Origin of the sequence: Paenibacillus sp. FSL H8-0104 (assembly GCF_038050215.1) — a bacterium.
GTDB classification, from domain to species: domain Bacteria; phylum Bacillota; class Bacilli; order Paenibacillales; family Paenibacillaceae; genus Paenibacillus; species Paenibacillus amylolyticus.
Genome location: NZ_JBBOTC010000001.1, coordinates 2,455,514 through 2,480,417, shown reverse-complemented (window position 1 = coordinate 2,480,417; position 24,904 = coordinate 2,455,514). Strand labels below are relative to the sequence as shown.

Genomic DNA, 24,904 nt, shown 5'->3' with positions numbered 1-24,904 from the left:
ACGATGACATTACAGAGCGAGGTTAGAGATTCTGGCCCGTTACGAACGATAATCCTAAGTACCGGCGCTTTAATGTTGGTCATTGCGGTAGTTGCGTCCCCCAAAGAAGCGTTTGACGCCTCTATTCAAGGTCTGGATATATGGTGGAAAATCATCTTCCCTGCCATGCTCCCGTTCCTCATGTTATCCCAGATGCTCACTGCGTTTGGCTTCACCCACGCGATCGGCGCCTTGCTTGGACCGTTAATGCAACGCTGGTTCAGACTCCCAGGCAACGCAGGTCTGGCAATTGCCGTTGGCATGTGCGGCGGATTCCCCGCAGGAGCAGATGCGGTATCCCGTTTATTTCAGGATAGACAAATTACCGCCAAGCAGGCGGTTGTCCTTGCGGCGGCATCTCATTTTGCCAATCCAATGATGATCATTTTGGTCGTTGGTACTGCTTTTCTCCACCAGCCAGCGGCCGGATATTTTCTACTCGTGGTCCACTGGATCAGCGGCTGGATTGCTGCCATTCTTGCCACGCGTCTCCTGCCAGCACCGGGTAAACAGAAAGACAGGGTTGGCTCAACAGCCTTACAAGCAGATGAGAACTCTCTTGATTCTCAGCCTGCAAGTTCCACAAGTCGCTCATCTGCCCCCCACCATGCTACGAACAAACGACGCAGTATATGGTCTGATATGATGATTGTAGCGAGGGAAGCACATCGTCGTGATGGAAGAGGATTTGGCAAACTGCTCGGTGACACCGTATCCCAAGCTGTGCAGACCTTAATGATGACTGGGGGATACATGATCGGTTTTGCCGTATTTATCCGGTTGGTCTCCCTTTATCTAACTCCTGGGTCCTCTGCTGCGCTGTGGCCAGCCTTCTTCGAGCTTCACCTCGGCACCTATCATTTGAGCCAGACTTCATTAACACCCATGCTGCTCATGTCTCTACTTGCAGCCGTTCTGGGATGGGGTGGTTTATGCTCCCATCTGCAAGTCTCTGCTGTCTTGAAAACAACTGGTCCGGGCAGCAAATCGATGTTGTACTTTGCTGGAGTTCGTCTGACTCATGGATTAATCGCCTTTTTCATCAGTCTGTTCCTATGGATGCCGTTCAGCCGTTATAGCACAGAAGTCTGGACCACATTACAGACGAATGCAGAGCAAGACCTCTCAACACCATTTGGTTGGCTTCTCATACATAGTCCTGGCAACACATACACGATCAACACCATTTGGAGCGTCTTCCCTGCTGCATGCATGGGTCTTGCGTTACTTCTTGCAGTCATGGTTAGTCTATCAGGTCTTACCTTCTGGTTTAACCGCCGGTTTTCTCGCTGATTTTCTGACGGAGCGCAGCTTCCACTTCAGGTGAGACAAGATCTGTAACATCTCCATGATAATGAGCGATTTCTTTGACGATGCTGGAACTTAAATAGGAATACTTCGGATTTGTCATCATAAATATGGTTTCCGCATCCGGGTTCAACTTGCTATTGGTCGACGCCAATTGCAACTCGTATTCAAAATCAGTTACCGAGCGTATACCACGAACGATGACCTGAGCTTCCTTTTGCCGGACGTAATTGGCTGTCAGATCGCGGAAACTGTCCACTTCGACATTCGGTAGATGGCGGGTTACTTCCGTAATCAGTTCCTTGCGTTCCTCCACCGTAAACAGCGGATTTTTGCTCATATTGTTCAACACAGCCACAATGACGCGATCAAATTGCTTCGACGCTCTGGCGATAATATCCAGATGCCCCATCGTTACGGGATCAAAACTTCCAGGATATACGGCGATCCGTTCCTGTCGATGTATCATTTCAGTCATGAGGAGCCTCCTCTTCCGGTGTAATGGATTCTCCATCTTCAACTGCTTCTGGCGCATAATAATAGATGGATACTGCCGTCTCCCCATACAAAGCCTTGCGCGTTTGTTCAAACGGGCCGAATTGCTCAGGGTAATCATGTTTGGATTCATATTCAAGCACGATGGTTGCTTCGGGTTCCAAAAGTTCCAGTTCGTGCATGGTCAGCATTAACTCGTGCCCGTTCTTCATGCGATATGGCGGGTCGAGAAACACCAGATCAAACGTTGTGCCTCGCTTGGCGAGTGCCTTCAATGCTCGACCTGCATCATTACGATATACGGCCGCCTGGTCTTCCAGCTTGGTTGCCTTCAGATTCATGCGGATGACTTCAATACTTTTCGATTCCAAATCAACAAAAACAGCCTTGTCCATGCCGCGGCTCAGCGCCTCAATACCGAGACCTCCACTGCCTGCAAACAGATCCAATGCTGTGCCGCCCTCAAAATAAGGACCAACCATGCTAAATAACGCTTCCTTCACCTTGTCGGTGGTCGGCCGCGTACCCGTGCCAGGAACAGCCTTCAGCGGCCTGCCTTTTGCACTCCCAGATACCACTCTCACTTGACGAGTCACCTTTTCTCTATGTAAGTTTATTGATACGACTATCGTACCACATTCGGGTTCGGTTTGAAAAATGTGCGGTCTTCATTTCCCTTGGAAAATTGTTGACGAATTGTTGACGCTATGTATAAAAAGGAAACAATCGGGCGATTCTATAATTATCGACATCACAAGTGTCGTAGACAACCGCGGAGAAGACTTACGTTTCCCCATAAGCTCTTCGTCCGGTTTCTCCTCTCCCATGAAAAAGAAGCTCTCGAAAGAGGGCTTCTTTTTGTTGTTTATGTTTTAATTTATTTTGCTAGTTATATTTTTCTTCAAATTCACTTATTTCTGCTTCTTCTTCAGTCTGCAACCATCCGATCTCCCTCAGCCACATGCCCATATCTGCAATAAACTCATTCACTTTTAAATGTTCAATCTTGTATTTCTGGATCTTTTCACTTAAAAAAGCATAAAACTCATGGCTTAAGACATACCGTTGTTTGCTTTTGCTTAATGTCTTATAACGATCCTCGCTGACCACCAGATCAAAATAGATGACATTCTCCTTCTTCACATGCCTAACGGTGGATCTTCTATCGTATTCTTCAGGAAGACACCTGAAAACAAAGAAGAGTTCAATATCAACTATTTTATATTTGCTTTCTGCTTGATCAAAAACAGACTGCAACTCATCCGAAAGATTGGCAACTTGCGTTAAACCTGAAGTATCCGTTGATTTTCCGAAGATCATTATTGAAATCCTCCCGTTCATTTTCACCATTCATAATCATACAACTAGAAAAGGTTGACTAGTGATGTAATCTCCGTCAACCTTTCCTATGTTCATCCCTCTTGTGCCTTACCCCAACGTAGCAAGACCTTACGAGTTCAGCTCTCGATGTTTTCGATTAGACCTTCGCAAATTGATCAATGGAATGATAAGTAAAACAACCGGCAAGAGAAGATTTATCGAACCCGTCTTAATCATCATGAAGGTAATAAACAACACGGCGAGCCAAGTCATAATCTCCATCATTTCATATTTGGTTAACGTCAGCTTGAATGCTTTTTTCGAAATGAAACGAATCAAGAAATAAGCGATCAAGCTATAGAACAGGATCATTCCCAAGATAGCAACTAGGATTATGAGGTACATATCCACCATAAAAATCTCACCCGACCCTTATATCATTTCCTTAATTTTACCATATAAGAGATAAGGTGTCATTCCAAATTCCAAACCAGCGCTTCGTCAAGACTGGCAAATTACGCTTACTTCTCTTCAACAACAATCGTTGCATTATAGATCACAACACGTTTCCCATTGAGATCAAATAATACTTTATTGCCGTATTCCGTATCTTCCACGTCAATCTTGCCATCATAGGTCTGAATCAATTCACCATTATTGCTGTACACTTTAACAACCCTCTCCAGGCCACCCGAGTTATTGGACCTCATTGTTTTGAGTGCACGTTCACCTGAAGCGGTATTGAAATACCATATGAAACATCCAACTATGATGCCCAAGAAGACCAACACCGTCACCCATATACCTGTCTTTGCTTTTTTACTCATCTTGAACCCCCCTCTTATGTTTCCTGTCTCGTACATTACGAGGTTGGAGAGAGAACGGTTTCATACCAAGCCTCTCAAGCTGTTCGTTGACATAACAAAACAGAGGCCTCCGATAGCGAAGACCTCTGTTCTTTATAGTATACATTCTTTATTCTGTACGATTCTTTTACTTACAGTGCACGAATGACAAATTCAAATGTCAGTTCGCCGTCCGAAGGGATCAGGTATTCCGGATGAACTGGAGCACCCCAGCTGTCATCACCGCCAACACCCATTTGTTTACCCGCTACAGTCACGACCGTATAGTGTACAGGAGGCAAATCGTACGCATGTTGTGCGTTCTCCAGCTCAAATGCCGTATATGGTGATACATTCAGTTCAACCGGGGTTCCTGATGCTTCAATTTTGAAGCCACGTCCCGCGTTGTCTGTCAATTTGGCCCAACGTACGCCTGTACGGTTGCCTGATTCCTGTGGTACCAGATATGGAGCCATGGTATCAACTACCTTGCTGCCATGGATACCCAGACGTGCGCCAAATGCGCGGTCTGCATAGTTTTCTTCGGGTCCCATCGCCAGCCATTCCACGTTTTCGAAGTCAGGTGATGTTCTGAAGGACAATGCATGAATTGGCAAGTTCGGCAATCCAGATGTACCTTTGTACGCATTATGCACACGCACGCTTCCATCTGCATGAACGGTATATACCACTTTCACTTGTACATCCTCCGAAATGTTGAGCTTGTACGTGAACTCGATCCGGTATTGATCCGGTTTCTGTTCCGCTTTCCACTCTACAGAACGTGGCATCAGACTCGCTGCATACCAGGCGCCCAGTTCGAAGCCCATCGCCATACCTTTGTCATTATCCGTCATTGCACGCCAGAAGAGCGGTGCAGGTGGTACAGCAATCGTCTCGCGACCAGACAATTTCAGGGAAACTAGTGTCCCAAACTGTTTGGAGAACAGCGCATGTGTCTTGCCAGCACGAACACCAATGTTAACGTCACCTTCGATAACGTGTACATCACTTACAAGGTTCAAGTCGACTTCAACTGCATCATTGACCTGATCCTGGGTGAAAATAAACTGTCCAAATGCCACTTCTTCGCCTTTGTCAGCCCACAGTGTAGCTTCTTTTAACACAAATGCAGTGTTCACAGCATACTCGCCGCCCGCCAGAGCTTCTGCACCCAGCGGAAGTTTCACTACCGTCTCGCTTTGGGCATCCACGTTCACTTCCAATGTTCCACGCAGCACTTCATGTCCCTCGCGCTCCAGGCTGTATACCAGTTCCAGCGCAGATGTATCTGCGAACAGATTACCGTTCACGATTTTAACACCTTCACGATCCGGGAACAGCTTGATGTTCTGGTAAAGGAATTTGACCTCCTGCATTTTCGCAGTTACTTTACGGTCAGCATGGACGATCCCGTTGCCACAGAACGAATAGTCTGATGGACGATCACCAAAATCTCCGCCATAAGCGAGGAACTCTTTGCCGTAACGATCTTTTTTGTAAATGGATTGGTCGATGTAATCCCATATGAAACCACCTTGATACATCGGATATTTGTCTTCCAACTCCGTATATTTGTGCATACCGCCAATAGAGTTACCCATGGCATGCATGTACTCACAGCTAATATAAGGTTTCGTCGGGTTTGCATTCAGGAATTCCTCAATGTCCGCCGGTTTGGCATACATGCGAGTCTCCATATCACTTGTTTCATCGAAACGGCGATCATGGAATACACCTTCGTAATGTACCAGACGTGTTGGATCAGCTGATTTGAAGTATTGGGATACTTTGTAGATGACTTCACCACCGTGTGATTCATTACCACAAGACCAGATCAGAATGGACGGATGGTTTTTGTCACGCTCCACCATGGATACAGCGCGGTCCATAACGATATCATGCCATTCCGGTTTGTCACCTGGAATAACCCATGAGGGCTCAACGGCACCAAGTTTCTGCCAAGATCCGTGTGTCTCCAGGTTCATCTCATCAATAACATACAATCCATATTCATCACACAGCTCATACCACAGACTTTGGTTTGGATAGTGTGACGTACGTACAGCATTCATATTATTCTGTTTGATCGTACGAACATCCCACAGCATATCTTCCTTCGTAACTGCACGTCCACGACGCGGGTTGAACTCATGACGATTCACACCTTTGAATACGATACGTTTACCGTTGATGTGCATCACTTTATCGATCATTTCAAATGTACGGAAACCAACGGCTTGAGGAACAACCTCAACCAGTGTACCCGCAGCATCATATACACGAATATAGAGACGGTACAAGTATGGAATCTCTGCGCTCCACAGGTTCACTGTACCAATATCTTCCCGAAGACTTACTTGTCCATCGTTAACCTTGGTTTCAAACGTTTTAACGGTATTACCTTCACGATCGCGAAGTTCAGCCTCTACACGTGCTCCAGCAACCGCTTTTCCTTCCAGTTTCAAATCTAGTTGCAATGTACCGTTCGTATAGGACTTGTCCAGATCTGTGCGAACATGAACATCACGTACGTGTGCAGTCGGGACGGTATACAGATACACATCTCTGAAAATGCCGGAGAAACGCCAGAAATCCTGGTCTTCCAGCCAGCTGCCTGTGCTGCGTTGATACACCTCAACCGCGAGTTTGTTCTCTCCATCCTGTAGGAATGGCGTCAGGTCAAAATCAGATGGCGTGAAGCTGTCCTCCCCGTATCCTACGAATTGTCCATTAAGCCATACATAGAATGCAGACTCTACACCTTGGAAAGAAATATATACCGGATTCGACTCCCAACCTGTCGGCAGGTGGAATGTGCGAATGTAACTTCCAACTGGATTTTTATCCTGTGGTAATGCCGGCGGACGAATTTCGTTCAGGCCATCCCAAGGATATTGTGTATTTACATATTGAATCTGTCCGTATCCTTGTAGTTGGATATGCCCCGGAACTTCAATATCATCCCAGCCTTCACTGGAAAAATCGGATGTATAGAAAAACTCAGAACGGCTGTCCGGACGAATCGCATAGTTGAATTTCCACGTACCATTCAGATCATAACGCATGGACATCGCGCCTGAACTTACAGCCTCGTCCATTGTTTGGTAGTAACGGTGATCGGAATAGGCATGAAGACGGTTTACCTCAAATACACTTACGTCCCCCAACCAGTTAATATCTGCCTTTGTTGCTTTCATCGGCTCTCTCTCCCTTTAAAACGTTATAGTTTGACTTATTCAAGGTTTACGCTGGATTTCCTTTTGCTTTACATAAACAAAAAAGACAGAGGTACGCCATAACAGCGCCCTCTCTTCTTTCCTGCATCCGTCATTTGCACGGATTATGCTGTTTTCATTACTTCACGGAACCTACCATACCTGCAACAAAATGTTTCTGCATGATGAAGAAAACGATTGCTGTAGGCAGTGTTGCAATCACGATTGCTGTCATGATTACTCCGTAATCCGGAGAATAACCAGCACCCAGATTTGAGATCAACAGTGGAATCGTTTGTTGGTCAGGTGTTTGCAATACAATGAGTGGCCACAGATAGTTGTTCCAGCTACTCATGAATGTAATGATTGCTGCCGCTGCATATGTTGTTTTCATGGTTGGCATATAGATCTTCAAGAAGATGCCCAGTTCACTCAAACCATCAATACGTCCAGCTTCCAGCAAGTCTTTCGGGAACATTTTGGTGTTCTGACGGAAGAAAAAGATCAGGAACGCTGTTGCGATGGTTGGCAGGATCACTGCTGCCATCGTGTTGATTCCGATAACCGGTGCAACTCCCGAGATTGTTGCAAACATACGATACAGTGGTACCATGATCGCTGCAAACGGGATCATCATGGATAACAACAGGATATTAAACACAATGTCACGAGACTTCGTGCGATATACCTCGAAACCATAACCTGCCATGGAACCAATAAACAGTGCCAAGAGAGTGGAGACCACAGAGATAATCGCCGAGTTTCCGAGAGCCTGTACCAGATTTGTCGAATCAATCAGTTTGTTGAAGTTATCAATGAAAGCTGAACCCGGTAACAATCTGCCTTTCGTTACATCGACAGATGCATTCGTTGAACTGACCAGCATCCAGAAGAAAGGGAAAATGGATACAAAGGCGACGATGGATAGGAACACATACGTGAAAATCCGTTTTGCTTTAGCTTTAGCCATTTTTATTATCACCTGCCACTTTAAACTGGATGATGGACAATACAATAATCAAGATTACGATGGAATACGACACTGTTGCTGCATAACCGAAGTCCGGTGAATATTTGAACGAAAGGTTGTAGATGTATTGTGAAATCGACATGGTCGCATTACCTGGACCACCTTTGGTAATATTCATGATCTCATCGAAGATTTGCAATGTACCAATCGTTGATGTGATGGACGTGAAAAGGATAATCGGTTTAAGCAAAGGTACAGTGATTTTGAAGAATTGTGTAAAAGCATTCGCTCCGTCAATTCTTGCAGCTTCATAGATCGATTGATCGATGTTTTGCAGGGATGACAGATAAAAAATCATGTTATATCCGGTCCAACGCCAAGTAACGGCGATTATGATCGTAATTTTAGCCCAGAACGGGTCTGTGATCCATTGAATTGGATCGCCAATAATGTGCAAGCCCATCAGGAATTGATTCACCATTCCATCTGGTGCGAACAGATATTTGAATACAACAGAGTACGCTACCAATGAAGTTACACAAGGCAAGAAAATCGCTGTACGGAAGAAGCTCCGGAAACGTAGTGTGCTGTCATTCAGCAATACGGAAATAAACAAACCAAGGATAATCATTACAGGCACTTGAATAATCAAGTAGATAAAAGTATTCGATAATGCTGTACGGAATGTTGTATCAACTAACAATCTTTTGTAGTTAGAAAGGCCCGAAAATTCAAGATTGGCTCCTACACCAGACTTGAACGATAAGAGCAGCGCTTGAATCATCGGGTAGAAGTAAAATGCAACAATCCCGACAACAGCCAGCAAAACAAAAGCCCATCCAGTCAAATTATTTTTCTTTTGGAGACTGTCTCCTGTATTCATGGCTTTCACAGTATGGCTCCTCTCTCTCCATGGAACATGGGTAGAACCCACGGAGCCTCTCGCCATATCCGGTTCGACTTGCGCCGGACGTGGGAGACGGCTCCGATGTTTCCTAGGGTTCTATAAGTTACCTTGGGTATCTTAGTTTAATTGTGCTTCAGCTTGTTTTTGTGCATCAGCCAGAACGTCATCGATTGATTTACCGTTCAGGAATGCTTGCATTTCTACAACGAGAATATCTTCAATGGCATATGTGTTGATACCATAGTTTACGCTTGGAATTTCTTTCGTCCAATTTGCAAAGTCTGTGAAGATTTTTTGTCCGCCGAAGTACTCGTCTTCTTTGGCATACGCGTCACCATCAACTGCTGGTTTGTACGTACCAATTGCGCCGATGTTGTTCAACAGATCTTGATACAATTGTTTGTCAGAACCAAATGTTTTTGCTACAAAATCAGCTGCTTGATCTGCACCAGGAACGTTGTTCATAACATACCAAGAGCTACCACCCAAGTTGGATGCGTGAACAGAGTTTGCTTGACCAGCCATTTTCGGTATTGGAGCTACAGCCCATTTACCGGATTGGGAAGCTTCTTGACGTACAGATGGTGAGAACCAGTTACCTGTAGGAATTGTTGCTACGCTACCGTTATTTGCGTTGGCAACGAATTGACTCCAGTCAGAGTGCAATTTAACAATGTTCGCATCCATCATTGCTTTGTAAGTAATAAACGCTTCTTTCAGAGCAGCATTATTAGCAATGTCAGGTGTTTTACCATCTTCTGCGGAATACCATTTACCTGCAGTTTGGATCATCATACGAATCAAACCAAGGTCATTCGGGTCAAGAGAAAGAAGCTCTTTACCTGTTTTAGCTTTTACGTCTTTACCAATTTGGATGTAGTCATCCCAAGTGATGTCTTGCAGGTCAGCTGCTTTGTAGCCCGCTTGCTCCAGCAGATCTGTTCTGTAGTACAAACCAGCAACGCCGGAGTCAAATGGTACTCCGTATTGTTTGCCATCAAACGCTGTTGGTCCGAGTTTGTAATCTGCAAAATCGGAAGCCGTGATACTGGAAGACAGATCTTTGAACGCATCAGGATATGCATTCAGGAAGCTTTGTGAACGATAGTCTTCAATCAGAACTACGTTTGGAAGACCACTGGCAGTTCCGGAGTTAAGACCTGTGTTCAGTTTCTGAATGATATCAGCTTGAGCGTATTCAATGATGTTAATTTTCACATCAGGATTTGCTTTTTGATATGCTTCTTTTGCTGTTTCCATTGCAGCTACGTTAAAAGCTTTGTCCCAAGCCCAGACCGTGATTTCGTTTGTTTTTTCGTCACCACCACTAGCGGATTTACCTCCGCCACCGGATGAACATGCGGACAACAGCAGTACTGTAACGAGCATCAATACCCACATTTTTTTCAAAACATTCAACTCCCCTTCGACCTCTTTGTGTGTAATTTGTTTGCGTTTTCTGAAAGCGGTTGCTTTCGATGTATTCATCTTATCATTCCCATATCTCCATTCGTTAGTAATAATTTTGTACGGATTTGTCATCTTATTGCCACAATGAAAACCTTTACAGAAACCGTTTGCATTAAATTTGGTTTTTTGTAATTTCTTTTGATTTTGTAATTTCTTGATCTTGAAATAGTACAAAAATGATTTCACCCGCTTTACCTCTGACACGTAAAATCCCCCGACTCTGTAGAAAACAGAAGCGAGGGATCTCGATTTTAAGTGTATTTAATGGAATCGGGTTTCGATTCAACTCGTGATTAAAGGTAGTGTAACGGTGACTCTCGTTCCTTCCCCAACCGTACTCATAATGGTGACACCATAAGGTGAACCATATAATAACTCAATACGGTCATGGACATTGCGAATACCGATCCCACTGAATAGTTGACGATTGTTCTTTGGATTGGGCAACGTTTCTCCCATGACAAGTCCTTCAATTCCATCCCCGTTGTCCATAATCTCACAGATGAGTGATTCTCCCGCTCTGGAAACCATGACATGAATCGTACCCGTTTCTTTCTTGATGAATCCATGGAAAAATGCATTCTCGATAAACGGCTGGATCACCAGTTTGGGTACATGATAGTGTGTACAATCCGGAGCCACGTAGAAAGCTGCTTTAATCCGGCCACCATATCTGACGTGATTAATGAAGACATAATTTTTCAAATTCTCGACTTCTTGTTCCACTGTAACCGTCTGACTCACATCACTGATCGTATTTTGCAGCAATCCAATTAATGCATTAATCGTCTCCGCAGCCCTGTCTTTGTTGCCTTGTTGCACCAGAACTTTGACAGATGCAAGTGTATTGTACAAGAAGTGAGGATTAATCTGACTCTGTAATGCCGCAAGCTCTGCGTTTCGTTGTTCATGCTGTGTCTGTACTAACTGATCCACATAATCATGCAGTTCATCAAGCATGTAATTGTAAGCATGACCAAGCTGCCTGCTCTCGTAGCTTCCGCTCACCGGAATATAGTTGTCCAGATCACTTTTTGTAATGTTGGACATCTGCTTCACAAGTCTGCGCAGTGACTTGGTAATCTGGCTGGTGATGAGAAACACAAGGATGAGTGCCCCCACAACGATAGCTGCGCAGATCAGGGCAACCGTCTTCATGTCGATAAGTTGACCCATCGCCAGATCCTTATCCACTACATTGACAATATAAAACCGATAGAACGGTAAATACTCGGATAACACAACGCTATCCTGATCCATCACACGAGCATTAATACTTCTCGGAGAGTTGTTGTTCATATCCCGGGCATACGATAGCAAATCCAGCTGAGTTGTTCCGATCCAGTCTTCACGATTCGATGATACAATCTCACCTTTTTCATTCATAATGACCACATCATTGCCACGACTTGTAAAGCTGCTGTAAAATTGCCGGAATATGTCTTCTCTCATCGTGACATAGAGCGTACCGTATATCCGGCTGCGTGTTCGGTCCGTCAACGCTTTCGTCGCAGAGATCATCTGCTGACTCCCGAGCGTTGCCTCGTTTTGGTAAACATCAAAGATAAGACGACTCGGCGTCTCAGCGGCTTCCATCGTAATTGGCTCCTGCTTCAATTCATCCACGGACAACTGAAGGTGAGCACGATTCGTGGAATAGCTGCGTCCATTAATCCCGATAATTGTTATCCCAACTTCGTAGGATTCTGTGATGGATTGAATTCGATCCATCGTTTCCCTCATATTATAGAAGGATTTGGCCATCGTGAGGGAATCGGCATCTCCTTCGGACAGGAATCCTCGGATCGATCCACTCTGCGTCACATTATTCGATACGGCAGCAATGGCCTCATTAAAGGATTCAAAATTTGTTTTGATCTGATTAAGCACCTTGGAGTTTGTGATACTGAACGTCTCAGTAAACAGATTGGTTGACATGTGAATGGTCGTCCATAAGATGAGTACAGAAACGAGGACAATACTGACCACCATAACCAGAAACAACTTAGGAAACAATCCGAGACGAGATAATTGGTTCATCCATTTCTTCATGATCTTATCCTTCTGACTTTATGCCCAGAATTTGCGCCGGTATCGGCTTGGTGATAATCCGGTGAATTTTTTGAACACTTTGCAAAAGTAACTATGATCGGAATAGCCTACCATACTGCTAATCTCAGAGATCGTTACATCATCGGATCGGAGCAGTTCCTCGGCTTTTTCAATCCGAATTTTATTCAAGTATTCATTAAATCCTTCTTTTTTGTGAGATGAGAAATAACTGGATAAATACGATGGATTAAAATGAAAGTGCTTGGCTACTTCAGCAAGCCCGAGCGGCTGATCAAAGTGCTCATGCATGTAATCCAGCAGCATCTTCATGTTGGGATCACTTCGTTTTCCACCCGCACCAACGGTGCACTCCTGAACTTCCGTCATGAATTGGTCAAGCACAGTCATGACTTCGTCCAGGCTTGAAGCCCCGTCTACATTTTTAAAATACGTATATTTGCTCTCTTCCAGCCCGGCAGACTGGACATCCATATCCGCGAGGGTAATGGTCACGTTAAATATCAAGTTACCGAGAAATGATTTGATTTCAAAAACATCGGCAATATAATCCCGTCCAAGTGTTTTTGCATGATCCTGTAAATACTCCCTTGCCGCTTCGACCCGGTTACGCTTCACATGCTGCAAAAACATATTCACATTAAACTGGTAACCTGCGGGATGCATTGGAGGCAGTTCACCATACACCAGGATTGGTCGATCCTTATAATAGAAGCGATATTCAATCAGCTTAATCAGGCGTTCCCGGTAAACAACACCCATCTGTTCAAATGAAGTAAAGCTTTCACTAAGCACCCAACCAGGACTGTCTTCTCCTGCTACATTTTCACTGGCCAACTGTCTGATCCTCTCAAGCATCCATTCATCTCTCGCAGGATCGACATTAAGAAGCATCACAGGTAATGTACCCTCTGCGGGAACCATTGCACATTCTACTTCAGGCAGATCACTGCGGAGCTTGGACTCAATCTGCTCCTGATCCATCTTCAGTGGATTCCCTCCAGCACCCACGGGTTTATACACAAGCAAGCGAAAGGAGTCATACGGAAAGGTATCTCGAATGATCGGCATTTCGCTATCTTCATCCAATGTAAATCCGGACAGCATCTTCTCCATCAGTTGCCCAAGTCTCCAGCCATCGTGCGACGGCTCGAACTGTAGCTCCGGAATTTTACCCGCTGTTCGTTGAAGGACCTGCAATAATTCATTCGTATCCAGCTTGGGTTTCAGTATATAATCGGCTGCCCCGTGCTGAAGCGTTGAACGTACATACTCGAATTCACTGAAGCTGCTAAGTACAATAACTTCAATCTGCGGATTACTGGCTTTTAGTGTACGGACAAACGTTTCCCCATCCATGACAGGCATGACAATGTCGGTGATCACAATATCCGGTTTTAACAGGTTCACCTGCTGTAATCCTTCTTCACCGTTGGAAGCTTCACCCACAATGATAAATCCTTCCGCTTCCCAGTTCATATGGTGCTTTATGCCCTGTCTTACCAGAAACTCATCGTCAACAATCAGCACCTTGCACAACCGGTTCATGATCGCGACCCCCTTGTCTAATCTTTCCTCTATATCTGTACAGGCTATACCAACTATTATATATCGGTTATAAACACTTTCCAGTGTTAGCGGTTACATTAATTCTAAATTAATTGTACTTCTTTTTATATCCTAAAACGATCCTTTAAGCAATGGTAACTATCTATAGTTTACACTATATTTCGACAAAATAAGAAGCCCCGACTCGCCATTTGATCATCTGGCGAATCAGGACCCCTATTTCAATCCTTTATTTCGTTAAATCACTCACTTATGGTTCAATTCCCCATTGGAGACTTCCCGCGATATAACCAGTGACTTTGGACCAGTCCGTATAGGAAGTCTGACTATCTGCAAAAGAATAATCATCCGTTTGCGTATAGTTGGTCCAATTGTTCTTGGAGATGCGCGTATGGATTTCTGTGCTTTGTCCTGCATTCAGAGTTCCAGCGGAAGCTGTGAATCCAATCTCAAGCACGTGGTCAGCACCTGTCCGAACTGGATTGAGTGCACTGAACGTGCCTGTTACATTCGCACTGCCAGCAGTCGCCCAGTCAGCGAAGAAGTTCTGAGGCTGTTCACCGTTTATCGTGTAATAATATCTGATTTTCACATCAGACAGATTCAAGGCTGTAGTACCTGTGTTTGTCAGTTTGAATTTGGGACTAATCGAGCTGCCCGTCGCTGAAGTGTTGCTGTTAAACATCTCAATGCGTATGGTTCCAACAGGTGTAGCTGTCGTGTCTTTAATGAGCAGATTCAAGGTCGCAGGAGCACCTGCGCTGAATTGAAAGGTTAGCGTCGCTGCGCCATTGGGAAGTGAAGCCAAGTAGTTTTTACTTAATACGACCTCATTGCCTGTCAACGTGTAATCTGTACCTGAAACCAGCGTTGCATTCCCATTGCGAATGGATGCAAGTGTATTGCCGTTAAGTGTTAACGTGACTGGAATATTAATCTGATTGCCTGCTTTGCGATCAAATTCGGCTGTAACCGGTGTAATCGCAGAGTTGGTCACTGGAGTACCCCCGCCGTCTCCTCCGCCATTGTTACCTCCAACACGGTCAGCATACAAAATTCCGCGGCCATTTGTTCCGAGATATACTCTTCCATACAGACGCGGATCACCCGTAATTGTGGTTACACGAGCATACTGATGCTGATCATCATTGATACGAACCCAATTGGCACCACCGTCATCGGAGCGGAAGAATCCACGTGTTCCATCGATCTGTGCAACCGTGTATAACGCAACAACGCTCTGCCCAGGGGCCGCTTTACCAAATCCGATACTGTCTGCTTCCTCTACATTGGCAAGCTTTGTGAATGTCGCTCCTGAATCCGTGGAATGCCATAATCCGTAAGGACCTTCTTCCTCACTACCACCTGCAAACCAGAGTTCGCCTTCAACACCTGGAACGGCATCCAGATCGGCATTTCCTTCCATTGGAAGTCCGATCGCAGATGATGCCGTGAAAGTAGCACCACCATTCACACTCACATAGATTTTACCCGCTGCAAATCCATAAAATTTGTTTGGATTGACACGATCCGAAATCACTTTTGCCTGTGCAGGTATCCCCGTACTTGCCGTCCAGGAATTGCCGCCAGTCGAATAATGTACGCCTTTATCTGATGTGCTCCATACGAGTCGGTTACCATTCGCAGAGATGGCTACGGTCCCTCCTCCGGTTGTGCCGGCAGGTTCTGCATTGGCCTTATACCACGTAGTACCTCCGTCACTGGACAAACCAATGGATTTTGCATTGGGATCAGCAGCATAATCTGCTTTACCTACGCGAACCATCGTATTTGGACTTAACTCTGCAAAATCCAGACTTTCTGTGGAAGGATAGTTCGGGCTCGTAAAGATGGTAGCTGGAGCCTGGTCCAGATTGTTATGACGGAATCCGGAGACATCTCCCAATCCGCTTATCAAATGTGCACCACTTGGCGGGCTGACCAGATCCAGTACAGCAATCTCCTCAACCCCCTTCGCCATCACTGAAATATTGATTTTTTCATCATCATCCCAGTCTGTCAGGTTCTTCGTTCCATAGATCGTAGCACCCGTTCCATACATCATGCGATCGGAATCAAACGGATCAATCTCCAGATCACCGATCATCCAGCCCAGTTTTGGGGTTGTTTCGGGTGGGGCAGGATTGGTGCCAAATGTGAGCCATGGTGCTGCCGAAATATCCTGTGTATAACGTAACTTCCGATTCGGATATCCTTCAAATTCCCATATGCGTGTCCACGTCGCTCCGCCATCTGTACTCCGGAACAAGGTGGCATCCGGCCACCAGGAATTTAATGTCGCAACCATCAATGTACCGGGATTCTGTGCATCAACAGCCAATCCGCCATATCCAAAATAATTATCCGTGCTACTGCTTGGAACAGGGCTGATGTTGGTCCAGACACCTGTAGACGTATTCAGTTTCCACACGTCACCTTTTGCCCCATCATAGGGTCCAACACCATCGCTGTACGTAATATAGAGGCTTCCGTCTGAATCAAACACACCATGATGCGGAATATAACCTGTAGGTTGACCAGCAACAGCTGACCAGGTCAGGCCGCCATTTGTGCTGCGATATACGCTTTGATCTTTATCCGCAACACCCACATAGATTGTCTGGGTTGCTTGCCCTGCCGAACCTGTTGTTTTGTCAAATGTAATCCATGCCAGACCTACGATGTCACTGGTATATTCATTCGAAGGATCTTGCACATAATTTCCCGGATTCGGGAAGCTTGTGACTTCGTTCCAGGTCACACCGTAATCGGTACTTTTCCATAACCCATGACCACTTCGTGCACCGAAATACAGAATACTGTTATCATTTGGGTCCACGGTCAGGCGTTCTCCCATTGAACGTCCCGGCATGTTGCCGCCCACTTTGAACGGAAGTGTTGTGGTTTGCCATGTATCTCCCCGGTCCGTAGAGCGCAAGATGGAGCCATTATTTTGGTCCCACGAATTCGTATACGTCCCAACTGCCATATACACCCGATCGGGATCAACCGGGTCCGTAGCCAGTGCGTCCACACCATTCTTGTTCCAGTCATCCCAGCCGACAAAATCCGTTAAGGGTATCCACCTCTCGTCTGCCGCATTCCAGCGATAGGCTCCCCCGATATCTGTACGGGCATAGATCAGATCCTTTTCCGACTCGTTGAAAATAATGCCCGGTACAAACCCGCCTCCTGCACCCGTCACCACATTTTTCCACTCATAGGCTTCACTTGGTGCCGCCGCTGTTGTTCCAGCAAGTCCTCCCAGCGAGGCGGTTACTACAGCAACCGTCAGGCTCATCAATCGCAATTTCCCCATAAACGTTCTCATATCAACTTATCCTCCTCTTCTACTTCGTTACTGCATTTCGGTCTATCCCCGCTGTCTCATCGTGCTGATGATGGCGTGCCAGACGAATCAATGCATCCCTTGATACAAGAAGCCTCACCCCCTTCCAGTCATATTGTTAAGCGCTTACATAATTGTTCTTGATTCGCGGTTATCTGGATAATACTTTCAATAAATAACATTCGCTGGCAATCTCCAAACCCCTCTGTCGAAATTCCGATTTTTGTAAAATATTTTCAGTGTTCAAACTGGTTTATACAACAAAAAAAGATGCTGTTAGAACAGCACCTTTCGACATTTTATATAAGAGTAAAAAAATGGAATCGTTTCTTTCCTGGCAAACCAGGCAGAGGTTCACTAAGGTTCACTACATAATTGGCACCTGTTTATTGCTGGCTACCATAAGCGTGAGTCTCCTGCCCTTTAACGCCCGGTCTGATGACAAAAAGTGAGCCCGCATCCGGTGTCTCTTTCAAACGTTCTTCCTTAATCCCTATACGTGCTGTTGTAATGTATAACTCTTCGAGATCCGGTCCACCAAAACAGCAGGATGTTACCTGATCTGCCGGCACCTCGATCTGTTGCAACAGTTCTGATGTATGCGGGTTCCAACGAGTGACTCTTCCTCCGCCCCAGTGCGCAACCCACAGCATGCCCTCACCATCAACCGTCATCCCATCCGGAAAACCGAATTCCTCCGGTATGTGAATGACACTTGTCCGATTTTGTATCGTACCTGCCGTCAGATCAAAATCAAACCGGTCAATAGAACGTGTCGGGGTATCAATGTAATACATGGTCTGCCGATCCGGACTCCAGCCCAGACCGTTGGATGTAGACACACCTTGTACCATTGTGCGAACGGGTTGCCCTTGCTCCAAACAATACAATGATCCGGCTTTGCTCTCATTATTCATGCTCATCGTGCCTGCCCAGAAGCGGCCCTTCGCATCACATTTTCCATCATTAAAACGATTGGTATCCTTACCTTGTTCAGGGTCCTCAATGGCTTGCAGCTCACCCGTAAGCAAGTGATACGTATGGAATCCACTGTGTAAAGCAACCACAACTTCATCACCACGATAGGGAACAACAGCCCCGACATGTTCACCGACATCATAAGTCTGATCCTGCCCTGTAGCTGGATCATACACATGCACCTTGAAGCTTTCAATATCTACCCACAACAATCGATTGTTCTCCGCATCCCAGCTTGGACCTTCCCCCAGTAATGCCGGGGTTTGTACTGCTACAGTTACGTCGCTCATGCCCTCACGTCCTTATTCAGATTTGACGCCGCCTGACCATTCGAATCCGATGGCATCCAAGAATGCTTTGGACAATACCATATGGCCCGTTGCATCCGGATGTACCCGGTCATAAGTCAGCACAGACGTATAGAAATGATCCCAAAATGGAGCAAATGCAGCCTGTGTATCCACATACACCGCATCATACTCACTCGCTACCCTGCGTACCGCTTCTCCGTAGATATCCATCGTTGCCCGCATCGGGTCTTCCGGATTGGCCTCAAGATAATAAGGTGTCATCAGTACCAGACCTTTCAGGTTGGGACGAACCGAAGCCACCAGTTCACGCAATGTGGATTCGTATTCTTCAAGAAACACATGTGAGTCTGTTGACAATGGGTTGTCGAACTGACGCCATACATCATTAATGCCAATCATGATCGTCAGCCAGTCCGGTTTAAGGTCCAGCACATCACGATCCCAGCGCTGCTTCAGATCACGAATCGTATTTCCACCATTACCCACATTTTGGACACGCAACATCAATTCCGGATAGATGGACCGCAAGAGGGCATAGACTTGCGCTACGTAACCATGTCCCAGACCGGAGCTACCTTCGCCTACAGGATGTTCCCGACCACAATCTGTAATCGAATCACCGATAAACAGAAGCTTGTCATTTTTTTGCAATTTCATCGTTCTTTTCTCCTTCGCTCCAAGGCGCTAATATAAGAATAATTGATTAATCAGACCGTTAAGTTGTTATCCAATCAGTGATTACCAGCCTTGATTCTTGAGCCATGTGAGACACAGATCTGACCATACCCGAACCGCGTGGTTGTCCTCAGCCAATCCAAGTCCATGTGACCCTTTCTCAAAAACGTGCAAGTCATAGGGGATGCCATGCGCACCCAATGCAAGTGCGTAACGCAAGCTATTCTCTACAGGTACTGCCTGGTCATCGCTGGTATGCCAGATGAACGCTTCAGGAGCATCCGCTCTTACCTGCTGCTCCGCACTGAAAGCCTTGATCTGCTCGGCAGAGGCGTCCGACCCAAGCAAATTCTCACGGGAACCGGCATGTCCATAGGACTCCATCGTAATGACCGGATAACAGAGAATAACTCGGTCCGGGCGTGAACTCTGGCGTTCGATGAGGTCCTCATGATCCGGTTGTCCCTCGTCATACAGCGTTCCCAGTGTTGCTGTGAGATGTCCGCCTGCGGAGAAACCAAGTACTGCAATCTTAGCAGGGTTGATGCCATACTGCTCAGCATGAGCACGAACATAACGTATGGCACGCTGACCATCTGTTATCGGTGCAGGATGCTGGTGAGGCGCCACCCGATAATTCAGGACAAATGCACTTATACCTGCACGGTTCAACAATTCCGCTATTGGAGCACCTTCATGATCAGCCAAAAATCCATAACCGCCCCCTGGACATACAATGACAGCGCTCTCGGAACCGGGCTGAATAAATGGAATCAAATGTGGCATCTCGTCTTCATGACCCTGGGCTGCATAAGGTGCAGCATGATCCCATAAGGGTATAGTTGTTGTCATCTTCAATCATCCTCTCCAAGTAGAACGGATACATGGGTCCGTTTAAACGTTTTCGAATCTCAGGAATCGATACCATCATAACGGTAATGACCCTAACGCATCAATACCTTCCTGGCATCACTTTTTGATCATTTGGGTACATGTTAGTACAAATTACGGAACTGTTCAGGAGTCACCCCCTCAATCCTGCGAAAAGTTGCTACAAAATGGCTAGCATCTCGAAACCCTACCCTAATCGCAGTCTCCCTAATCGTCAGGGCGGTATCCCCTGTCATGATTTCCTTGGCTTTGCGAATGCGCAGCAAAATGAAATAACTGTAGGCTGTCATGCCAAAGGACTGCTTGAACAAGGTGTTCAAATGTCTGGATGAGATCCCCGTGACGTCAGCCATATGTTCGAGACCAATCTCAGGATTCGCATAATGCTGTTCCATGAATGCAATGAGCGGAGCGAGTCTCTCCACGGCATGAGAGATCGATGAGCGATTGCCGGTCATGCCATGTTTTTTGAGCAAAATCAGAAATCGATATATATCCGCTGACGCCTCGAGTCCCGACAAATCCTGATCACTTCTGATCGAATCCAGCACTTCCTGGCCGTAATCATTGAACGGACTGCTCTGCTCCCACTGATGCAACGCTGCTTCACCCAGACTAAGTGACTCCAAGATTGCCGGACACTGGGAACCGCCAAATGTAATATAGAATGTCTCCCACTCTCCTTGGGCGCGCACATATTCATGCGGTTCATTTGGCGGCAGCAAAATACCTGATGCTTCCCCCAGTACGACCGTGGACCCGGCAAACTTGAATTCTCCGGCTCCCTTTACTGTCTGAAGCCAATGGTAACAGGGATACCCCACAGGTCTGGACACCTTCTCCTGATTGCCGTTATAACCTAGGCTCTCAATATAAAGGGGCAACGGCTGATCACGTGACGTCATGAAATATCGTTGATGTCGGGGGGAGATAAACATGGGATGCCTCCTTGGGTATAAGTTGAAGTAAACTTCCGTATTCTTATATGAGTCATTACTTTTATTATATTTTAAAAGTCATATGTATCATATAGTATAGGATTATTCTTATACAAGAGGTGAACACATTGATTAGTAACAAACTGCCCAAAATGTTCTACGGGGGCGATTACAACCCGGAACAGTGGGATCACGAAACCCACCTTGAAGACCTGCGCATGTTCCAATTGGCAGGCATTGATATTGCCACAATCAACGTATTTTCATGGGCCCTGATTCAGCCTGATGAAGTTACTTACCGTTTTGAAGAACTCGACCAACTGATTAATCGTTTACATGAAAACGGTGTCTATATATGCCTTGCAACAAGCACTGCTGCCCATCCGGCCTGGATGGCAAAGAAATATCCAGACGTGCTTCGTGTAGATGCCGATGGACGCAAACGAAAATTCGGTGGGCGCCATAATTCCTGTCCCAACAGCCCGACCTATCGCAAATACGCTGAGAAGATTGCGGATAAACTGGCCGAACGATACAAGGATCACCCCGCGGTTCTCGTATGGCACATCTCCAACGAATATGGCGGTGAGTGCTACTGTGACAACTGTGAGAAAGCGTTCCGCGTGTATCTGAAAGAACGCTATCAGACTCTGGAACAGGTCAACAAAGCATGGAATACAAATTTCTGGGGGCATACCTTCTACGATTGGGACGAAATTGTATTACCAAGCAACCTGAGCGAACATTGGGGTAACAACAATTCAACGTTCCAGGGAATCTCGCTGGACTACTCTCGCTTCAACTCCGACAGCATGCTGGATTGTTATCTATTGGAATATAATGCGATCAAACAACATATTCCGGACTCCGTCGTTACTACCAATCTGATGGGATTTTTCAAGCAATTGGACTATTTCAAATGGGCAAAATATTTGGATATCGTCTCCTGGGACAGTTATCCTGGTCTCGCAACACCCGTCAGCTTCACGGCAATGGCTCATGACCTTATGCGCGGACTGAAGGATGGTCAACCGTTCATGCTGATGGAGCAAACACCAAGTCAGCAGAACTGGCAGCCATATAACTCACTGAAACGTCCAGGTGTCATGCGTCTGTGGAGTTATCAATCTGTTGCGCACGGAGCCGATACCATCATGTTCTTCCAGCTTCGCCGCTCCATTGGTGCCTGTGAGAAGTATCACGGTGCAGTTATTGAGCATGCTGGGCATGAGAATACACGTGTATTCCGCGAAGTCGCTGAGCTGGGCAAGGAATTGCAGATCCTTGGAGATACCACGCTGGATGCATCTGTTGAATCCAAAGTAGCCATTGTGTTCGACTGGGATAACTGGTGGGCCATCGAAAAATCAAGCGGACCTACGGTTGCCCTGAACTATGTGGATCAGATCCATAAATACTACGCAGCCTTCTTCCGCCGCAACATACAAGTAGATATCATCAGTGTGGATACGGATATGAGCAAATACGACATTGTCCTTGCCCCTGTTCTTTACATGGTTAAACCAGGGTTTGCCGCCAAACTGGAGAAGTATGTTGAAGCAGGTGGAACATTCCTGACGACCTTCTTCAGTGGCATTGTCAACGAGAACGATCTCGTGACCACAGGTGGATATCCGGGAGAACTTCGTAAACTGCTCGGAATCTGGTTGGAAGAGATTGATGCCCTGCTGCCTGAGCAAAAGAACCGCATTGTCCTCAAAGAAACCTACGGTGATCTTCAAGGAGAGTATGGCTGCGGCATGCTGTGTGACCTGCTGCACAGTGAAGGAGCCGAAGTCATCGCGGAGTATGGAGACGACTTTTATAAAGGCATGCCTGTTGTGACACGTAATACCTTTGGCCAAGGTGAAGCCTGGTACGTTGCATCCGACCCGGATGAGCGCTTCCTGGATGGTTTGCTGGGACAGCTTGCAGCAACCAAGAACGTAGAATCCTTGCTTGAGACACCAGAAGGTGTTGAAGTAAGCGCACGAACCAAAGACGGCAAACCCTACCTGTTTGTCATGAACCATAACGCAACCACACAATCCTATGATCTGGGAACAGCTAAGGCACATGATCTGCTCACCAATCGTGGGCTTTCGGGAAGTGTTGAGATTGAAGCCCGTGGAGTGCAATTGCTCGAAATGAAATAAGCGATTTCGCTTAATTGAAATCATTCGGAATAATATAATGTGATAGAAATTCCCGCGATACAAAGTGTCACATATTCATTCCTTTTATACTTGTTATTGTCTTCAGCGAGGATATTGGTATAGATTTCAGACCTTTATCGTCTTCTGTAAGCCAAAAGCTGCTACTTCCCGTATCCGTCTACACCGGATACGGGTTTTTGGCATGATCTGTGGTCTTTTTGATAGAAGGAAATATCAGTATGCAAAGCGAATTGGACGAGAAACACATTTTAACAAAGCCTGCCGGAACATGCTTGTGAATCCTGATGCTGATCCATTATAAAATAATGAACAGTTGAAAAATTGGTGACACTCATGATGTCACTTATTCGTTGTTACAATAGAAATATAACTACGACATCACTTTCCGGCGGCGCAGATCGAAACGGAGTGGCTGACATGAACAGAACAAATCGGCTTGCTGCCATTGTAATGGCATTACAGCATGGTCACGAAACGGCACACTCATTAGGTGAGAAATTTGAGGTTTCCCGTCGCACGATTCTTCGGGATATTCAATCCCTCTCCGAGATGAATGTGCCCATTATTGCCATTTCCGGTCCGGGAGGCGGTTTCAGTCTTATGGAGGGTTACGTATTACCCCCATTACAGCTGGACCCGGTAGAAGCAGCGACGCTCTTATTCGCTCTTGAAGGTCTAAGTCGCTACGCCGACACACCCTTTCATGAGAAACGCTGGACCCTGATGAACAAAGTTAAGGCTATCATTCCGGATGATATTATGTCGCGAATTGATCCCATGCTCAAACAACTGCATCATCATATTCCAGACCGCAATTACATTCTTCCTCATCTGGACGCACTGCTGGCATGTATACCCGAACACGGGTGGCTTAGTGTGCTGTATCGCTCCGCATCACGTCAGCGTTGGTTGCATATCTGTCCCACACGGGTATATGCTTCCTCTGGCTTCTGGTACTGTGAAGCATATTCCCTCGAACATGTTGAACAACGTCTGTTCCGGGTTGACCGAATTATCGAAGTCAAAGCGATCGAACCACAGGATGCACAGATGCTTAATGAACAGGCAGAGCAACAGCAGAGCAAGCCGATCCCTCCAGAACAGCCGCCAACCCTGGTTAAGGTACAACTGAGTTATCGGGGAATGATTGAAGCTGAACAGGACGAGCATATTGGTGAAAAGATGACTGAAATTGCCCCGGATCTCTGGGAATTATCATTCCTTTGTCCACCAGGGGAATGGGACTGGGCCGTACGATTCTTTTACCGATTAGGACGTGAAGCCGAAGTGATTGAACCTCTCCAACTTCGCAGTGAGATTCGTCAGCATGCCGAGGAAGTGAGCCGGAGATACCTTGCTTCAACCAAGTCGTAG

The 24,904-nt window shown here is 46.1% G+C and carries 18 protein-coding genes; 3 read left to right on the top strand and 15 right to left on the bottom strand.

Annotated elements, in window-relative coordinates:
- Positions 1–3 precede the first annotated feature (3 nt).
- Positions 4–1,332, top strand: coding sequence for a nucleoside recognition domain-containing protein (locus NST38_RS11195; protein WP_076249838.1), 1,329 nt, complete (start codon positions 4–6; stop codon positions 1,330–1,332).
- Here the strand turns inward: NST38_RS11195 and coaD are convergent.
- From coaD to NST38_RS11120, 15 genes are all read right to left on the bottom strand, one after another.
- Complete coding sequence (coaD, locus tag NST38_RS11190) at positions 1,310–1,816, bottom strand: pantetheine-phosphate adenylyltransferase (RefSeq protein ID WP_085981453.1); 507 nt, start codon at positions 1,814–1,816, stop codon at positions 1,310–1,312. The genes NST38_RS11195 and coaD overlap by 23 nt on opposite strands.
- A 1-nt stretch (position 1,817) precedes the next feature.
- On the bottom strand, positions 1,818–2,426 hold the full coding sequence (rsmD, locus tag NST38_RS11185) for a 16S rRNA (guanine(966)-N(2))-methyltransferase RsmD (RefSeq protein WP_036609474.1): 609 nt from the start codon (positions 2,424–2,426) through the stop codon (positions 1,818–1,820).
- A 301-nt stretch (positions 2,427–2,727) separates the two neighbouring features.
- Positions 2,728–3,162, bottom strand: a complete 435-nt coding sequence (locus NST38_RS11180) for a hypothetical protein (RefSeq protein WP_076249839.1) — start codon at positions 3,160–3,162, stop codon at positions 2,728–2,730.
- Positions 3,163–3,683: 521 nt separating this feature from the next.
- Positions 3,684–3,989 (bottom strand): hypothetical protein, encoded by a 306-nt coding sequence (locus NST38_RS11175; RefSeq protein ID WP_017689244.1) that lies wholly within the window; start codon positions 3,987–3,989, stop codon positions 3,684–3,686.
- A gap of 170 nt (positions 3,990–4,159) precedes the next feature.
- Entirely contained in the window at positions 4,160–7,207 is a 3,048-nt protein-coding gene (locus NST38_RS11170) for a glycoside hydrolase family 2 TIM barrel-domain containing protein (RefSeq protein WP_076249841.1), read from the bottom strand.
- 157 nt (positions 7,208–7,364) lie between these two features.
- Positions 7,365–8,195 carry a carbohydrate ABC transporter permease gene (locus NST38_RS11165; protein ID WP_036609483.1) on the bottom strand — a complete coding sequence of 277 codons (831 nt, stop codon included), beginning with the start codon at positions 8,193–8,195 and terminating at the stop codon, positions 7,365–7,367.
- Positions 8,188–9,078, bottom strand: a complete 891-nt coding sequence (locus NST38_RS11160; protein ID WP_036610887.1) for a carbohydrate ABC transporter permease — start codon at positions 9,076–9,078, stop codon at positions 8,188–8,190. Before NST38_RS11160 ends, NST38_RS11165 begins: the two co-directional genes overlap by 8 nt.
- 141 nt (positions 9,079–9,219) lie before the next feature.
- On the bottom strand, positions 9,220–10,503 hold the full coding sequence (locus tag NST38_RS11155; RefSeq protein ID WP_256719978.1) for an extracellular solute-binding protein: 1,284 nt from the start codon (positions 10,501–10,503) through the stop codon (positions 9,220–9,222).
- Positions 10,504–10,854: 351 nt separating this feature from the next.
- Positions 10,855–12,624: a cache domain-containing sensor histidine kinase gene (locus NST38_RS11150; protein ID WP_036670305.1), complete on the bottom strand. Its 1,770-nt coding sequence runs from the start codon at positions 12,622–12,624 to the stop codon at positions 10,855–10,857.
- A gap of 18 nt (positions 12,625–12,642) precedes the next feature.
- Positions 12,643–14,190 carry a response regulator transcription factor gene (locus NST38_RS11145; RefSeq protein ID WP_076249842.1) on the bottom strand — a complete coding sequence of 516 codons (1,548 nt, stop codon included), beginning with the start codon at positions 14,188–14,190 and terminating at the stop codon, positions 12,643–12,645.
- A gap of 271 nt (positions 14,191–14,461) precedes the next feature.
- Positions 14,462–17,542, bottom strand: coding sequence for a X2-like carbohydrate binding domain-containing protein (locus NST38_RS11140; protein ID WP_076249843.1), 3,081 nt, complete (start codon positions 17,540–17,542; stop codon positions 14,462–14,464).
- 404 nt (positions 17,543–17,946) lie between these two features.
- Complete coding sequence (locus NST38_RS11135) at positions 17,947–18,828, bottom strand: SMP-30/gluconolactonase/LRE family protein (protein WP_076249844.1); 882 nt, start codon at positions 18,826–18,828, stop codon at positions 17,947–17,949.
- Between the two features lie 12 nt (positions 18,829–18,840).
- Positions 18,841–19,506, bottom strand: coding sequence for an SGNH/GDSL hydrolase family protein (locus tag NST38_RS11130; protein WP_047842445.1), 666 nt, complete (start codon positions 19,504–19,506; stop codon positions 18,841–18,843).
- An 81-nt stretch (positions 19,507–19,587) separates the two neighbouring features.
- Positions 19,588–20,376, bottom strand: coding sequence for an alpha/beta hydrolase (locus NST38_RS11125; protein WP_036609494.1), 789 nt, complete (start codon positions 20,374–20,376; stop codon positions 19,588–19,590).
- 143 nt (positions 20,377–20,519) lie between these two features.
- Positions 20,520–21,353: an AraC family transcriptional regulator gene (locus NST38_RS11120; protein ID WP_076249845.1), complete on the bottom strand. Its 834-nt coding sequence runs from the start codon at positions 21,351–21,353 to the stop codon at positions 20,520–20,522.
- A 128-nt stretch (positions 21,354–21,481) separates the two neighbouring features.
- Between NST38_RS11120 and NST38_RS11115 the strand changes: the two genes are divergently transcribed.
- Complete coding sequence (locus tag NST38_RS11115) at positions 21,482–23,509, top strand: beta-galactosidase (protein WP_076249846.1); 2,028 nt, start codon at positions 21,482–21,484, stop codon at positions 23,507–23,509.
- 438 nt (positions 23,510–23,947) lie between these two features.
- Positions 23,948–24,904 carry a helix-turn-helix transcriptional regulator gene (locus NST38_RS11110; protein ID WP_047842441.1) on the top strand — a complete coding sequence of 319 codons (957 nt, stop codon included), beginning with the start codon at positions 23,948–23,950 and terminating at the stop codon, positions 24,902–24,904.